The sequence below is a fragment of the Streptomyces sp. NPDC107546 genome (genome assembly GCF_055639175.1).
The window spans coordinates 1-15,539 of record NZ_JBVKBA010000039.1 but is presented as its reverse complement, the minus strand read 5'-3'; the positions used below and the strand labels follow the sequence as shown (position 1 = coordinate 15,539).

Annotated in this window: 16 protein-coding genes; 10 read left to right on the top strand and 6 right to left on the bottom strand. The window is 68.4% G+C overall.

Going from position 1 to position 15,539, the window contains the following annotated elements:
• Window positions 1–135: 135 nt before the first annotated feature.
• The 5 genes from ACZ7L1_RS34100 to ACZ7L1_RS34080 form a co-directional block, all read right to left on the bottom strand.
• Window positions 136–774 carry an HD domain-containing protein gene (locus ACZ7L1_RS34100; RefSeq protein ID WP_471442862.1) on the bottom strand — a complete coding sequence of 213 codons (639 nt, stop codon included), beginning with the start codon at window positions 772–774 and terminating at the stop codon, window positions 136–138.
• 616 nt (window positions 775–1,390) lie between these two features.
• Window positions 1,391–3,610, bottom strand: coding sequence for a helix-turn-helix transcriptional regulator (locus ACZ7L1_RS34095; RefSeq protein WP_471442861.1), 2,220 nt, complete (start codon window positions 3,608–3,610; stop codon window positions 1,391–1,393).
• A 135-nt stretch (window positions 3,611–3,745) separates the two neighbouring features.
• Window positions 3,746–4,192: a flavin reductase family protein gene (locus ACZ7L1_RS34090; protein ID WP_471442859.1), complete on the bottom strand. Its 447-nt coding sequence runs from the start codon at window positions 4,190–4,192 to the stop codon at window positions 3,746–3,748.
• A 282-nt stretch (window positions 4,193–4,474) separates the two neighbouring features.
• Window positions 4,475–5,344, bottom strand: coding sequence for a dioxygenase family protein (locus ACZ7L1_RS34085; protein ID WP_471442857.1), 870 nt, complete (start codon window positions 5,342–5,344; stop codon window positions 4,475–4,477).
• A 25-nt stretch (window positions 5,345–5,369) separates the two neighbouring features.
• On the bottom strand, window positions 5,370–6,470 hold the full coding sequence (locus tag ACZ7L1_RS34080; protein WP_471442855.1) for a maleylacetate reductase: 1,101 nt from the start codon (window positions 6,468–6,470) through the stop codon (window positions 5,370–5,372).
• A 624-nt stretch (window positions 6,471–7,094) separates the two neighbouring features.
• On the opposite strand from ACZ7L1_RS34080, the gene ACZ7L1_RS34075 reads away from it, so the two are divergent.
• From ACZ7L1_RS34075 to ACZ7L1_RS34030, 10 genes are all read left to right on the top strand, one after another.
• A complete protein-coding gene (locus ACZ7L1_RS34075) occupies window positions 7,095–7,688 on the top strand; it encodes a malonic semialdehyde reductase (protein WP_471442853.1) in 594 nt (197 codons plus the stop codon).
• A gap of 769 nt (window positions 7,689–8,457) precedes the next feature.
• Entirely contained in the window at window positions 8,458–9,096 is a 639-nt protein-coding gene (locus ACZ7L1_RS34070; RefSeq protein WP_471442851.1) for an HD domain-containing protein, read from the top strand.
• A gap of 85 nt (window positions 9,097–9,181) precedes the next feature.
• Window positions 9,182–10,393, top strand: coding sequence for an MFS transporter (locus ACZ7L1_RS34065; protein ID WP_471442849.1), 1,212 nt, complete (start codon window positions 9,182–9,184; stop codon window positions 10,391–10,393).
• A gap of 190 nt (window positions 10,394–10,583) precedes the next feature.
• On the top strand, window positions 10,584–11,474 hold the full coding sequence (gene sigJ / locus ACZ7L1_RS34060; RefSeq protein WP_471442847.1) for an RNA polymerase sigma factor SigJ: 891 nt from the start codon (window positions 10,584–10,586) through the stop codon (window positions 11,472–11,474).
• Between the two features lie 182 nt (window positions 11,475–11,656).
• The gene (locus ACZ7L1_RS34055; RefSeq protein WP_471442845.1) at window positions 11,657–12,577 is read left to right on the top strand and encodes an NADP-dependent oxidoreductase; all 921 of its coding nucleotides are present in this window, start codon (window positions 11,657–11,659) and stop codon (window positions 12,575–12,577) included.
• Window positions 12,578–12,601: 24 nt separating this feature from the next.
• Window positions 12,602–13,057, top strand: a complete 456-nt coding sequence (locus tag ACZ7L1_RS34050; protein ID WP_471442929.1) for a cupin domain-containing protein — start codon at window positions 12,602–12,604, stop codon at window positions 13,055–13,057.
• Between the two features lie 124 nt (window positions 13,058–13,181).
• A complete protein-coding gene (locus ACZ7L1_RS34045) occupies window positions 13,182–13,640 on the top strand; it encodes a carboxymuconolactone decarboxylase family protein (RefSeq protein ID WP_471442843.1) in 459 nt (152 codons plus the stop codon).
• 197 nt (window positions 13,641–13,837) lie between these two features.
• Complete coding sequence (locus ACZ7L1_RS34040) at window positions 13,838–13,990, top strand: hypothetical protein (RefSeq protein WP_471442841.1); 153 nt, start codon at window positions 13,838–13,840, stop codon at window positions 13,988–13,990.
• Between the two features lie 67 nt (window positions 13,991–14,057).
• Complete coding sequence (locus ACZ7L1_RS34035) at window positions 14,058–14,309, top strand: hypothetical protein (RefSeq protein ID WP_471442839.1); 252 nt, start codon at window positions 14,058–14,060, stop codon at window positions 14,307–14,309.
• Window positions 14,306–14,578 (top strand): hypothetical protein, encoded by a 273-nt coding sequence (locus ACZ7L1_RS34030; RefSeq protein WP_471442837.1) that lies wholly within the window; start codon window positions 14,306–14,308, stop codon window positions 14,576–14,578. Before ACZ7L1_RS34035 ends, ACZ7L1_RS34030 begins: the two co-directional genes overlap by 4 nt.
• A 235-nt stretch (window positions 14,579–14,813) precedes the next feature.
• On the opposite strand, the gene ACZ7L1_RS34025 is transcribed toward ACZ7L1_RS34030, so the two are convergent.
• Window positions 14,814–15,281 (bottom strand): putative immunity protein, encoded by a 468-nt coding sequence (locus ACZ7L1_RS34025; protein ID WP_471442835.1) that lies wholly within the window; start codon window positions 15,279–15,281, stop codon window positions 14,814–14,816.
• Window positions 15,282–15,539: the final 258 nt, after the last annotated feature.

Below are 15,539 nucleotides of genomic sequence, written 5' to 3'. Positions count from 1 at the left end.
CCTCGCCGTCTGGCCCGCTCCAACTGGCGGCGCAGCGGGCCGCTCGGTGGGCCGACCTGGGCCAAGAGCGCCGGGTCGGCTCCTTGCCGACCGCTGGTGAACCCGCGACGCCGCCAAGTGTGATCGCGAATCAGGTCACTCGGGCCAGGCGTTGGTCCGTATGACAGTGACGAAGTCCTTGCGCTGGAAGGTGGAGTCGAAGTGCGCCAGGACGTCGTCGTTCATGGTGCCGAACGTGGTGTCCGGCCGGTCGGCCATGCCGTCGTAGAAGGCTTGGAGAATGCGGTTCTTGAAATCCGGTCGTGGGTGGGCGGCGACGACCTCGGCACGTTGTACCGGGGTGATCTGCTCGAGGTCCAGGCCCAGGACGTCGGTCTCGACGCCGAGCGTCACCACGGCGACTTCGGGCGCTAGGTGGAGGGGAACCTCCGGCGTGGTGTGCAGCGCGATCGCAAGCCAGACGTTTCGTGCCTCCTCCTCGCTGCGGCCGTGGTCACGCAGGAAGCCGTACGCCGCCTCCGCGCCGTCGAGCTCGAAGCGGCGGTCCTTCGTGCGGTAGTCGGCCGTCAGCCCGAGATCGTGGAAGAGGCCGCCGACGTAGGCGAGCTCGGCGTCGACCTCGAGTCCCCGGGCAGCGGTCTTGAGCATTCCCCAGAGGAACACCCTGCGGGAGTGGTGGAACAGCGTGTCGTCGGCCGACTGGCGCACCAGAGCGGTCGCCTCGCGGACCAGGGCGGTGTCCGGGACCGTGATCCCGGCAATCGTTTCGGGCATTGGGTCTCCTGAAGGGAAAGGCCGAGGAATGGGTCGCTCCGATTCATGTCCACGGTCCCAAACCGGTCCGGTAGCTGGAGCTGTCCGAACGGACATGCATCCCACAGATCCGGACGCGGGGTCCGCGGGCGGCGACAGTCGACCGGCGCGGGACCGGCCTCGGCGCAGTCGCACGTGCACGAGCTGCTCATGGCCGGAAAGGGGATACAGCGCCCTCGCATTGCGACAACACCGCCCCGAAGCGAGGCGGGCGGTTGCCGGCACGTCCGGAAACGAGGGACACCTGTCCGATCTGGCCTGGCCGTCGTTCCGCGTACTGGTGTGGAATGAGACCTGGGAGCCGGCTGGGGTCCAAAGGCAGCCCGGAAGCCCGCTGGGGCCCAGGGGCAGCCGGCTCCCGTCTGAACCATGCAAGGGACTGCCCCGGCACCAGGAGCGTCGGCTACGAGCGCCGGTAACGCTGCGCAAACAGCCACGCTTCAGCGAGCACTACAAGGGCTTCCGTGAGCTGGGTGCAGCCTGCCGGGCGTTCTGCGCGGCCCGCGCGGTGGTCAACGTCCCGCAGCGAGCTACGCCTGACGCCAGGACGCCTCGTAGCACGGTGTCAGGGCCCGGGTCAGAGCACGCCGCACTCCCGGCCCCTGGCCACCGCTCCGCTCCTGTCGTGGGCGTCGAGTTTGCGGAAGATCGCCCGCACCTGTGTCTTGACGGTGTTGTGTGACACGTAGAGCTCGGAGGCGATCTCACGCAGCGTCAGCGGACCGCACAGGGCGCGCAGCACCCGGCGCTCCCCCGGAGACAGGTCCTGGTGGACAGGCGCGGAAGGCGTCACGTCCGTGTCCTTGCCCGCTTGGCAGAGCAGGCCGGTCAGGACTCCTGGCGACTCGCACTGGGCCACCGCGCGCTCGGCTGCCTCGCGGGCCTGCCGCGCCGCGTTCGTGTGGTGCCTGGCGCTCTCCAGCCGCGACCGCGTGAAGTGGGACAAGGCACGTAGGTGGGGTTCGCTTCCGGTCCGGGGCAATCCCGCGAGCGCCGCCTCCGCGTCGGCCAGAGCCCGTTCGGCGTCATCGACCTTTCCCTCTTCGAGAAGCAGTCCGGCCCGGCCGATGTAGGCGGACACAGTGACGAAGTGTCCGCCCAGTCCGGCCGTCGCGGCGGCGTCGAGAGCCTCGTCGCTCAGAAGCCGCGCCGACTCGTGCCGTCCGGCCAGGAGCGCGCACACCGCCGCCAGGCCCAGCGCGCGGACGAGCGCCAGGCCGTGCCCGGCGGCATGCGCGTCACGGGTCGCCTCACCGAGCAGCGCTTCCGCCTCCTCGTACCGGCAGGACCACAGCAGAGCGGTACCGCGGGCCGTACAGGCCAGGGCGCGCCAGAAAGTCAACGGCATGGTGCCGGCAACGGCGGACTCGGCGAGATGGTCGGCGGTCAGGACCTCCCCCTTGAGACAGCAGGCCACGGCCTGAGCGACGGCTGCCGCATCGGACACCGTGCTGCCTTCGCCGACTGTCTCCGGTCCGGTCTGTCTGAGCTGGGCCACGTCCAGCCAGCGCCGGGCCGTTTCCGGGGCGCCCCCCGACAGAGCCGCCATCGCCGCCACGACGCACAGTCTTGCGTCGGCGGCGACGGTTCGGGGCGGCAAGAGGTCCAGCCAATGCGAGACCTCCACGTTACGGCCTGCCGAGATCGCCTGTTCCCAGCCGTCGAGGACCGCCGCGACGGCAGCGGACTCGTCGCCGCCCAGTACCCAGTGCTGTACGGCAGCGGTCGTCTTCCCCTGCCGGGAATACCACCGAGCCGCCGACCGGTGCAGGGACACGACGGTGTCCGGCCCTTCGGACTTGAGGACGTCGGACAGCAGCGCAGACAGTGCTGGGTGACGCCGGTAAGCCGACGGATCGGCGGCGACGGGCACCAGCAGTTGCACGGTCCGTGCGAGCTCGCGCAGCAGCACGCCCGCTCGGTCCCCGGCGAGGGCCTGGCACGGACCGGCACTCAGCTCGTCGAGCACAGTGGTACGCAGCAGGAACTCGCGCTGTTCGGTGGTGAGCCGGTAGAGCACCTCGGTGGCCAGATACTCGGTGACCGCCTGCCTGCCGCGGGCCAGGTCCCCTGCCGTGCCGGCCTCTCTCGCCGAGCGTGCGAGGGTGCGCCCCATGATGCACAGCCCCGCCGCCCATCCCTCGGTGGCCTCGTACAGCGCGCCCGCAGTGTCCGCGCTCGGTGCGGACCCGAGCAGATCGCTGAGCACTGCCTCTGCTTCCTCAGGGGTGAAGGCCAGGTCGTGTTGGTCGAGTTCGGCGACCAGACCTCGGGCGCGCAGGGCCGGAAGGGGCCTTCCGGGAACGTGCCGGGTCGACACAACGACGCGCAGTCCCTGAGGGAGCCTCGTCAGGAAATCCGCCAGGCTGCGGACCGCGTCGATGTCCGTGATGGCTTCCAGTCCGTCGAGAATCAGCGTGAGCGGTCCCCCTCCGCCCAGTCCGGTCAACAGGCTTGGCAGGATCTCCTCCGGCCATGCGCCGAGCGTCCACTCGTCGCTTTCGAGGTGGGCGGGCAGTTCCGGTCGTGCGTGGTGCAACGCCCGCAGGATGCCGGCCCAGAGCCGGCCCGGGGCGTTGTCGTACGTGTCCAGGCTGACCCAGGCGCACTCTCCGCGAGCCGCCAGGCCTCGCGACCACTCGGTCAGGAGCACCGTCTTTCCGGCGCCGGCCGGTGCGGAGACCACCACCACGGGCTCGGTCACCGCGTCAAGCCGACGCAGCAGACGCGGCCGTGTCAGCAGGTGCGGGGGCTGGGCCGGAGGATGCAGCTTGAAGGTCGGCACGGAGCTGGTCATGGCACCTTCCGTGGAGTCGTCAGGACGGGCGGAGCCCCCGACGGCCATGGCTCGCTCGCAAGAGCCGGACATCGGGGGCGGTAATGGGCCGGTCAGGAGCCCGCAGCGGCCTCCTCGGGGCCGATGCCACCGGAACTAGTGCGGAGCCCTGAGCGAGCCGAAACCTCCCGCGAAGTACAGCAGCGGTCGGCCGTCCACGCGGTGCGCGCAGTGGCGGACGTCACCCACGAAGATGGTGTGATCGCCGCCGGGGAGTGCCTCGGCGACATCGCACACGACAGCCGCGATGGCGTCCTTCAACAACGGCACACCGTGGTCGTCGAAGGTCTCGACGCCCGCGAACTTGTCCGGTTTGGAGACGGCGAAGTTCCGCGCCAGGGGTTCGCTGCCCTCGCCGAGGACATTGACGGCGAAACGGCCGTGCTCCGCGATCGCGGTTCGCGTGTACAGGCGGTTGTCGATGCACACGAGCAACTGCAGCGGCTCCAGGGACAGGGCGGACACGGCGCTCGCTGTCATGCCGATGGGCGTCGTTCCGGAGCAGGTGGTGATCACGCTGACACCCGTGGCGAGTCGGCTCATCGTGGCTCTGAAATCGGCTGTCATATCAAGGGTTTCAGTCATCGGAGGACCTCCGTGAAAGTCGGGAACAGCGTCGGCCTGATGTGCGGGGCACTGGATGAACGCACCGTCCCGGTGGGTGCGTTGGCGGCCTATCGGTCGAGCAGGGCGAGAAGGCGGGGTGGCTGCCTTGTGACGTACGCGAGGTCATCGCGCGGGTGGTGGACGGATCGCGCTGCGCCGAGCTCAAGGCACTTCGAGCTTCTTCTGACGTGCAGGTGGCCGATGCGGCGGCAGCGACGCTCAGTTTGCGGGGAGGGGTTCCAGGACGAAGGTGTGGCGCAGCAGGGTGTACGGCACGTCGGTCAGCCCGCGGCAGGGCCCGGCGTCGGCCGCATACGTGTTGTAGGTCTCGACCAGCGACTCCTTGACCCCGAACACCGGATCCGCGTCCAGGTTCGGGTCGTCCGAAGGGAACAGCATGGTGGTCACGCGCTGGAATCCCGGGGCCTCGATCAGCAGGTGCACATGCGCGGGACGCATGAGCGATCTGCCGGTTGCGCTCATCAGTTCGCCGACCGGGCCGTCACCGGGTATCGGGTAGCTGGACGGGCGAATGGAACGGAAACTGAAGTGTCCCGTCTCGTCGGTCCGGAACAGGGCGCGCATGGCCGGGTCGACTCGGCCGGGCACGTCCACGTCGTAGTGGCCCTCCGCGTCACTGTGCCAGACATCCACCGCTGCGCCGGTCACCGGTGCTCCCTCACCGTTCACGACCCGCCCCTCGAAGAACAGCGGGGTACCGGGCAGGCCTCCGGAGATGTCGGCGGCGTCGGCGTACTGCGGCCGGTCCTCCCTGAAGAAGGGGCCCAGGACGCTGTTCTGCGTGGCTTTGGCGGGGCGTTGATTGCTCAGGGCGTCGACCAGCATGGTGACGCCCAGCACGTCGGACAGCAGGATGAATTCCTGGCGCGTCGGCGTGCACATGTGCCCGGTGCGCGTCAGGAAGTCCACTCCCCGGGCCCACTCGTCCTCCGTCAGTTCGACATCCCGGACGAAGGCGTGGAGGTGCCGCACCAGTGATTCAAGGATCTCCGCGAGGCGGGAGTCCTTGGTGTCCCGCATGGTCGAGATCACGGCTTCGGTGATGGTGTCGCTGGTCAGATCCCGCATGGCGCGCTCCTGTGACGATTGAGTGTTAGATGACGGAGTTGGGCTGGGGAAGTTCGTTGCCGGCTGACGTCGATGGCGGCTCCCCGGCCCAGGCGCGGGTCAGCAAGGTGCGGACAGCGGTCCGATCCACTGGACGCGGATTCCAGTACCCGTCCCGCACGATGAGTTCGGCCGCCTGCTCGATCCCCGACTCCGGCATGCCGAGGTCCCGCAGTGCCCTGGGGACGCCGAGCCGTCCGGCGAAGTCGAAGAGGCCGCCCGCGGCGTCGTCGCCCGCCAGCGCCTGCACGATGCGCGTCATGGCCTCGGGGGCGGCCGGCCCGTTGTAGGCGACGACGTGCGGCAGGACGACTGCGTGGGTTTCGGCGTGCGGAAGCCCGAATGTGCCGCCCAGTACGTGGCACACCTTGTGATGCAGGGCCATGCCCACCGTGCCGAGGCACGTGCCCGCCAGCCAGGCTCCGTACAACGCATCCGACCGCGCCTCGCCGTCGTCCGGACGCCGCGCGATGACCGGAAGGGATCGGGTGAGGGCATCGAGCGCCTCTCCCGCCATCAGGAAGGCGACCGGGTCTCGGCCCTGTGCGTACAGGGCCTCCACGGCGTGCGCCATCGCGTTGACGCCGCTGACCATCGATACCGCAACGGGAAGCGTGAGCGTCAGGTCGACGTCGTACACCACCGTCTTGAGCAGCACTTCCGGCAGCCGCCGGGTCGTCTTCCTGCGGCCTTCGGTCTCTCCGAGGATCGGCGTCATCTCCGAGCCGGCATAGGTGGTGGGCAGCGCCAGCTGCGGAAGACCGGTCCGCGCGGCGATCGCCTTGCCCAGGCAGATGGCCGAGCCACCGCCGATGGCCAGCACGGTGTCCGTTCCCACGGATCTGGCGTACGCGACGGCTTTCTCCGTGACCTCGACAGGGGTGTGCGGGACCGCTTCGCCGAAGGTTCCCGCTGCCGCGGCACCGAGCTGGTCGCCTATCTGCGCTGCCTGTTCCACCTGAGCAGGTGTGCACAGGATGAGCACCCGACGGCCTCCGAGAGCATCGACCTCTTCAGGGATACGGCTGCGTGTACCGCTGCCGAACGCCACCTTGGTGATCTGTCCCCGATGCACGAATGTCTTCATGAGAATGTCCTCGGTTCCCGCCACTCATCTGTGTATGAAGGAAAGCGTCGACACCTGGACGACGGGCGTCAACGGAATCCGCGAGCGATAAGGAGAAGCGGCATGGAAATACCTTGTTCGTGCGACAGGCGCTGACACCAGGACTAGGGGATCGCGACCGATATCACCTGTCTGGGGGATGTCGGAGGACGCCAAGGCGTTGGACCGTGGAACGAGGTATCGGTCGGTCGATATCCGGATTGTCCACATTTCTGAGGCTCAACCGCCGTTGTAATGCCTGCAGACCGGCGCAAACTGGCGAGAGACCGAGCGGAAAAGATGGACAAGGCGGTCGCCACGGCCGTGGGGGCGGTGGCCGATGTGTCGGACGGCGCGTCGCTCGCGATCCGCCCCGCCGTCAGCAGCACAGGGGAAGTCGACAGCCGCAGCCCCTGACTACCTCCGGCGAAATACCTCATTCAAGCGATGGATGTCGGCGGCGACGCTCGTAGAGTCGCGAAACACGGCAGACCCCGGCGGATCGCCACCCTCCCTCATGTCGCCGACCTGTCGGTGACGGCGTTTCCGTGCGGCTGCGAGCCGGCAATTTGTCAGCCCTCCACGTCCCACGACTCGAAGGTATCCATGTCTCTCGTCATCGACGCAGTGGCCCAAAGCATTCTCTTCCGCGACGCACGCTCCGCGAACGCCTTCACGGACGAACCCGTGACGGACGAGCAGGTGCGCGCCATCTACGATCTGGTGAAGTTCGCGCCCACCTCCATGAACCAGCAGCCGCTTCGTGCGGTCCTCATCCGGTCCCAGGCCGCCCGCGAGCGCCTGGTTCGGCACATGGCCGAGGGCAACCAGGCCAAGACCGCTGCCGCGCCGCTGACCGTGCTCCTCGCGGCCGACTACGAGTTCCACCGGGAACTTCCTGCTCAGTTTCCACACTTTCCGCAGGCCAAGGACGTCTTCTTCGCCGAGCGCGAGGTTCGCGTCAAGTCCGCACGATTCAACGCTGCCCTTCAGGTGGGGTACTTCATCCTTGGCGTTCGTGCCGCCGGTCTTGCGGCCGGTCCCATGACCGGATTCGATGCCGAGGGCATCAACAAGGAGTTCTTCCCCGACGGTGATCATGGGGTGCTCGCCGTGGTGAACATCGGAAAGCCGGGCGAGCAAGCCTGGTTCCCGCGGCTGCCTCGCCTCGAATACGACGAGGTGTTCACCACGGAGTGAATGCGCCCTGTATCGTCCGGCCCGGCTTCGGCAGCCGCGCGGAGGCGGCCTCGAGGACGGCCTGAGAGCGGGGAGCCGTCCCGGGGCCTGTGCCACGTCGCTCAGGGCGGGCCGGCGCACCGATCCGCAGGCCGTCGTCGACGGTGCCGATGGCGCCGAGGCTCGGGAGCTATCGGACGCCGACCAGGCGAGCCGTCGTGGATCTCGGCGTTCGAGCCCGTGTGCCCCTCCCGACGCAGCCGACGGCCGAACGGTACTTGGCGTACACAACCCGCACCTGAAGCCACCCGCCTGGATGAAGGCCTGCTGCACGGCTGACGCGCTTGTGCACGGTACGACGGCTCACCTGCAGCACCCGCACGATGGAGTCGTCGTTCATGCCGGTGCACCGCTTCGTCGCAAGCGCGGGTACGGCGTGCCAGAGAAACGACTGCACGGCCTGGGCGGCGATCACGCCCGCCGAGGTGTAGCGAGATGACATCGGCAACCCTCGGTGACACGCACGATCTTGTGGTCGGTACCGAGCCGGTTCGCTTCCGCGAATATCTCTGCCGGTATCTCTGCCGGGCCGCGACGTCCAGGAGTTTCACCTGTCACAGACGAGGACGCGACCCGATGCGTGGCGGAGCCCGAGCCCCCGCTGCCCGCCTGTCCGGATCCGGGTGATTCATGGCCGGACCGAGGCGGCGCCGGACGCCGGTTGGTCGCAGTGTGGAAGAAGGACGCACCGTCCATTCGAAGCACACTGATATCGGAAGGCACAGAGCCCATGAGCGAGATCATCGCGGGGGTAGAGATTCCTGAAACGGCGGCGGTCGCCGAAGCCACCCGCCTCATGCAGGAGATGACCAGCCCCCTCATCTACCATCACTCCCGGCGCGTTTTCGTCTTCGGCGTCATTCATGCTCGCAGGCTCGGCCTGGAGCCCGACCCGGAGCTTCTCTACCTCTCCGCCATGTTTCATGACACCGGCCTCTTGACGCCGTTTTCCGACGTGGAGCAGCGCTTCGAGGTCGATGGAGCCGACCACGCACGTAAGTTCATGCTCGACCGCGGTTTCCCGGCCACGGCCGCCGACGTGGTGTGGACGGCGATCGCGCTGCACACTACCCCGGGAATTCCCGGGCGGATGGGGCCGGAGATCGCCATCACGAATTTCGGGGTTCTGACCGACGTGCTCGGCTTCGGTCTGGACGAGCTGGATCGCAGCCAGGTGGACGAGATCACCGCCGTCCATCCGCGGGGCGACTTCAAGAACGAGTTTTTGCAGGCCTTCGTCGACGGACTCAAGTACCGCCCGGAGACCACGAACGGAACCGTGAATTCGGATGTGTTGGAGCACTTCGTTCCCGGCTTCCGTCGCACAACCACGGTCGAGCGCATCATCGGCGCTCCCTGGCCGAGCTGATCAGGACGCCACCAAAGACAACGTGATGAAACGTGTGAGTCGCCCTCGCGACGGGCGTCGTCTCGGGCGAGGTGCGTCCTTCGCCGTGTTGGTCTGCGCCAATGTGGTGATGATGGCCACGGCGAGCGCACCGTCACCGATCTACCCGCTGTACCGGGAGCGTTGGGGCCTGTCGGTCACGATGCTGACGGTGGTCTTCGCGGTGTACGTCGTGGGTCTGCTCGGCGCGCTGCTGACGGTCGGATCGCTGAGCGACCACCTGGGTCGCCGCCCTGTGCTGGTCGCCGCCCTTTTGGTGGCGGCGGCCAGCACGGCGATCTTCTGGACGGCCGACGGCGTCGTCTCCCTCCTGATCGCCCGGGTGGTGCAGGGCATCGCCACGGGGACGGCCACGGGCGGTCTCGCCGCCGGATTGGTCGATCTCTCGCCCGAGCGACGTCCGCATCTGGGGCCAACGATGACAGCGGTGGGCACGAGTATCGGCATGGCCGCCGGTGCGGGAGTCGTGGGGTTGCTGGTTCAGTCGACTTCACGTCCCGATGCATATGTCTTTCCCGTCCTTACGCTGGCCTTCCTCGTTCTGGCCGCGGTCATCCTCAGGATCCCTGAGACCCTCGCCCCGCGAGCGTTTTGGCTGGCGTCGTTGCGACCGAGGGTGCGGGTTCCTCGGGAGACACGGTCGGCGTTCCTCGCCTCCGTTCCCGCCCTCGTCGCGGGGTGGTCCGTCACGGGTCTGTTCCTGGCGCTCACTCCGTCCCTGGTGAGCAATGTCCTGCATGTGCGGTCCGGCGCTGCGGGCGGGCTCAGCATCGCGGCGCTGTTTCTGGCCAACAGCGTGGGCGGGTTGTGGTCCGTTCGGCATACGGCACGGCTCGCCACCTTGCTGGGGGCGGTTCTCCTGACTCTGGGTGCGTCCGGGCTGGCGGTGGCCATCGCTGTCGCGTCGCCGGCCGTATACCTGGGCGGATCGGTCGTCGCAGGGCTGGGCGTCGGCCTGACGTTCAACGGCAGCCTCCGCGCCATCAGCGCGGTCACCACCGCGAAGTCGCGCTCGGAGGTCTTCTCGGCCGTCTACGTGATCAGCTATGCGGCGCTGAGTCTTCCGTCCCTCGCGGCCGGGCTCGCGGCGCCCTCATGGGGACTGGAGACCACGGGCTACCTGTACGTCGGCTTCGTCGGGGCGCTGTCCTTGGCTGCGGCCCTCCACGCCGGACGAACGCGCGCTCACAGGCCCACCGGCGACCCGATGCGCACGGGCTGGGAAAGCGAGACTCTCAGCGAACGGACCCGCTCCTGAGCGCGCCGCAGCGAGTGGGGTCCGGGTGGGACGTTGCCTCAGGGATGGTGGCTCCACGATGAAACACCGCCCTACGCCGGCACCAGCCCCAAAGCAGCTTGATCACGACTTACGGCTGCCGTGTCAGAGCGGGCTTCCCGAGTTCGCATAGCTACGCTGGATCGGCAGGCTGGAGGAGGTTGCGATCCGTATGGGTGACGGGTACGAGCCCGGACGGTCTGAGCAGGATGACTCGCTCGGAGTCGAATGGGAGAGGCACCGGCCCGCGGTTTTCGGTGTGGCCTACCGGCTGCTGGGGAGTGTGGCCGATGCCGAGGATGTGACCCAGGACGTGTGGCTGCGGGCGGCCGGAGCGGATCTGCAGGACATCGGTGATCTGCGGGCCTGGCTGGTGACGGTGGCCGCGCGACGGTCGTACGACATTCTCAAAAGTGCCCGTTTCCGCCGCGAGACCTACGTCGGGCCGTGGCTGCCGGAGCCGCTGCTGACGGGGCCGGACGCGTCGCAGCCGGTACTCGTCGACGAGTCGGTCAGTTCGGCGATGCTCCTGATCATGGAAGAGCTGAGCCCGCCGGAGCGGGTGGCCTTCGTCCTGCACGACGTCTTCGGCCTTGAGTTCGGCCGGATCGCCGAAGTGCTGGATGTCTCCGGGCCGGGTGCCCGGCAGCTCGCCTCGCGGGCACGACGGCGTGTGGCCAAAGCGAAGCAGTCCACGCCGCAGGCGTCGAAGGCGGAGCGTGAACGGGTCCTCGCGGTCTTCCGCGCCGCCTACGAGGCCGGCGACCTGGCCGGCCTGGTCAGGCTCCTGCACCCCGACGCCGTCTACGTCACCGACGGCGGCGGCAAGGTCTTCGCGGCGCGCAAGCTCATCCACGGCAGCGAGCGCGTCGCCGAGGTCATGGTACGTACGGGGCGCCAGTGGCGTCCGGACCGCATCGACTTCGCCGAGGTCGGCGGCGAGCTCGCCCTCGTGTTCCACCGGGAAGGCCGCGTCTACTCCGTCGACACGGTCCAGATCACAAACGGTCTGATCACCGCGTACCGCAGGGTCATAAACCCCGACAAACTCGAGCGCGTCTGAGCTGTCACACCCGGAGGGGCTACCTCGTCTCCCTGATGAGAACGCAGAACGGGCGACGAAGGAATCTCGACAGCAGGTGAGATCGATCATGCAGAGCGGCATACATCCACCTGCAGCCGCCATGAGCCCTGCGCGCGAGCCGGCTGTGCGCTCGGGTCGCCCCCTCTCCAGTAAGGACCTGTATGCAAGCCATCACTGTGCGGGACCGTGACGCCGGTCTTGCCGGGATGTCCCTGACGGACATGCCCTACCCCCATGCGGCCGAGAACGACGTCATCGTTCGGGTGCACGCCGCCGGCTTCACCCGTGGCGAGCTGGACTGGCCCGCCACGTGGACCGATCGCGCCGGCCGCGACCGGACGCCGAGCGTGCCCGGTCACGAGCTGTCGGGCGTCGTCGTAGAGCTGGGGTACGGCACCACCGGCCTCAGCGTCGGGCAGCGGGTGTTCGGCCTGGCCGACTGGACCCGCAACGGCACCCTCGCCGAGTACATCGCGGTGGAGGCCCGCAACCTCGCCCCGCTGCCGGCGGACATCGATCACACGGTGGCCGCCGCGCTGCCCATCTCCGGGCTGACCGCCTGGCAGGGTCTGTTCGACCACGGTCGCCTCACCACAGGCCAGACCGTCCTGATCCATGGTGCCGCGGGCGGCGTCGGCTCGATCGCGGTACAACTCGCCCGCGAGGCCGGCGCCCGCGTCATCGGCACCGGCCGGACCTCCGACCGGGACAGGGCACTCGCACTCGGCGTCGACACCTTCATCGACCTGCAGACCGAGACGCTGGAGGACGCCGGCGAGGCCGACGTCGTGTTCGACGTGATCGGCGGTGACATCCTCGACCGCTCGGCCGCCCTGGTCCGCGCCGGCGGCACGCTGGTCAGCATCGTCATGCCGCCGAAGGTCCAGCCCAAGGACGCGCGGACGGTCTTCTTCGTCGTCGAACCCGACCGCGCCCGGCTCGCCGATCTCGCCACGCGCCTGAGGGACGGCCGACTCAAGCCGTTCGTCGGTGCTGTGCGGCCGCTCGCCGAGGCACCCGCCGCGTTCGCCCCCGGCAAGCGCACCCCAGGCAAGACGATCATCCGCGTCACGGAAGACTGAAACAGGAGACCTATTGTGATCGGAATGCGAATCGCCGCCGGCCTCCTGGCTGCGGCCACGCTGACTGCGGCCACGGCCTGCTCGGCCTCCGACCAGCCCGCCCACGCCAAGGCACAGGCGGCGGTCGCGGCAGCGACGGCCCCCTCCGAAACCTTCACACCGCTGCTCCAGCAGGCCCTTCCGAATGTGAAGGGCAAGACGTTCACCTCAGCGATCGTCGTCTTCCCGCCCGGCGCAACCGCGCTGCCGCACCGGCACGGCCAGGCGTTCGTCTACGCCTACGTCCTCGAAGGCACCGTGCGCAGCAAGCTCGACGACAAGCCCGTGACCACCTACCACCAGGGCGAGAACTGGGTCGAGCAGCCGGGCGCCCACCACGTCCTCACCCAGAACGTCAGCCGGACCAAGCCAGCCAAGCTCCTGGTCGTCTTCGTCTCCAACACCGGGGACAAGCTCAAGATCAACGACCCGAAGTCGTAGCCGGGGCACGCAGCGGGGCGGCAACACTCTTCACGAGCTCCGCCCCTGCCAGAGCGCGCCCCACCCACCACCAAGACGTGCTCGAAGAGCGCGGCGCGGACCACACGAAGGAACCGAAGGAACCATGACCAACCCTCAGCGCGTCAACATCGGCGAGCAGCACCCGGCCGCCTACAAGACCCTCATCGCCCTGTCGTCGGAGGTGGAAAAGGCCGCCGTGGCAGCGGGCCTCGACCCGCTTCTGGTCGAGCTGCTGAGGATCCGCACCTCCCAGATCAACGGCTGCGCGTTCTGCCTGCGCATGCACACGCGCGACGCCCTCAAGAAGGGCGAAAACCCCGACCGGATCGCCGTGCTGCCCGGATGGGAAGAGACCGGCTACTTCTCCGACACCGACCGCGCCGCCCTCCGTCTGACCGAGGCGATCACACGCGTGCCGGATGGACACGTCAGCGACGAGGACTTCAACGCCGCCGCGGCCGTACTCACCGCAGACCAGGTCTCGGCAATCGCCTGGCTGGCAACCGTGATGAACGCCTTCAACCGCGTCGCGATCACCAGCCGGTACCCCGTCGGCAGCTGACCTCGACGGCGCCACCGGCGGTGAAACCGGCTGCCGAACCCTCCGCCGTCGTGAAGGTGATGGTGAAATCAGCCGGGCAGCTTGTGCGAGCTGCCCGGCTCACACAAACACGAAGGCATCCGACGGTGTACGCGCGCGGGGAACGGCCGGGGGGCCACCGGCCCTGTTCCGGAGCCCGGAACAGCTCCGCGCCGCGCGTGTGGGAGCTGGCGGACGCGATGTGGCAGGAGACCGAGCTGCTGCTGTGGAAGCCGCCAGCGGCCTGGTCCAGCGTCAACCGGGTGCGACACTTCCCGGGCCGTTGCCTGGGCAGCCCTCCAGGGGTGGGCTACGACCCGGTCCAGTACTAGCGGGGCGGTCCCGACGAGGCCGAATACCACGTCATCCGTTTCGAGCCCTGGAGGACCCAGCTGGTCTGTGGCTCGGACCTGCGGAGCACCATCGGTCCGTGAGGAGGATCTGGGTGAGGGCCCGACGCTGCTCGCGGAGGAGCGCATCCTCGCGTTCGGCTCGGCGCATCCGCTCGCCGCTCGGGACTCGGTGTCCCTTGAGGACCTGGCCGACGTACCGCTGCTCACGATCGTCGGCAACGTACCCGACTACTGGCTCGCCCACCATGTCCCGCACACACACCGAGCGGCCGGCCGATCGCCCGCGGCCCCGGCATGACCGATATGCGGGAGGCCTTGATGCTGGTCGCCGGCGGTAAGGGCGCACTGCTCGCACCCGCGCACACAGCGACGTACTACACCCGCCCCGGTGTTGCCCACGTCCCCTTCGCGGACGCGGCGCCGACCGGCTACGGCCTGGTGTGGCGGGCCGGACACGCCACCGGCGCGGTGGAGGCCTTCGCCAGGGCCGCTCGCGAGGTGGCGAGGGATGTGGCGCAGGGCGACGTGCGGAGTGCAGGGCCGGGGGCCGCGCCTGCGGCGCTTTAGTTCGACCGCAGAGGGAACAGCACCTCCGTTGCGGCCGCCGTGTCGTCCGCACCAGGCAGAACGGCATCCCATCGGCAAGGACTCCGCGACTGCCTCCGGACCCGACGGTAACTCGACGAGCAGTGGGCCTTCGTACCGCTGCTTCAAGCATCCGCGTGACTCGGGAGGTGGCCACCGGCTGTGTCAGTGAGTGCGTGACAACCCTCGTTGCGAGTCCGCGCCTTCTGGCTGAAGGTTACTCATTGAGGGTTGGTAAACGAAGGGCAGCGTCCAACATGCGGATCAACTCACCCACCCGTCCGCCGCGATCCGGTGCCGCCGGGAAGCGTTTGAGCACGTCGACAACGGCCGGTGTTGCACGACGCACCGTCTGCTCAAGGTGTTCGACACCAACGCTCCGATCGTCGCCGGCGACGAGTTCTGCCGCTCTGGCTGCGTGAGCGCCAGCTCCGAGAATGTGCTTGACCTGGGTGGCCTTGGCCAGCGGATGCAGGTAGGCGGCGCCTGCCGCGGACATCGCTGCCCACGCCGCCTCGCGCGCAGCCGCGGTGTCCGCGCTCTTGGCTGCCTTGAGGGCCGCCGACGCTGTGTCGCGCAGAGATTTGCCGCGCTCACCACCCTGGGCGAACTCCCAGGCGGCACCGACAGCGTCTCGAGGCCGCGAGTCGTCCGGCTGATCGGCCTCGAATATCTGCAGCACCATCTCCGCGCATGCCGCGGCGAACGCGGTGACCTCACGAAGGTCCTGCTTGCTCAGAACGACCTCGCGCTTCCCCTGTCATGGTTCCACCTTCGATGATTTCGCTGAGCAGCAAGGCGGCAGAGCGGCTCCGGGCCTTCCATGCCTGGCCTTGTTCACGAGATTGGGTTCTGGTCCAACTTCTGTGGTGTGCCTACTCCCTGTGACTGTTGATCTTGCTGGTAGATCTCGCGAGATCGTCTGGAAACTGCTGGTGGCGAC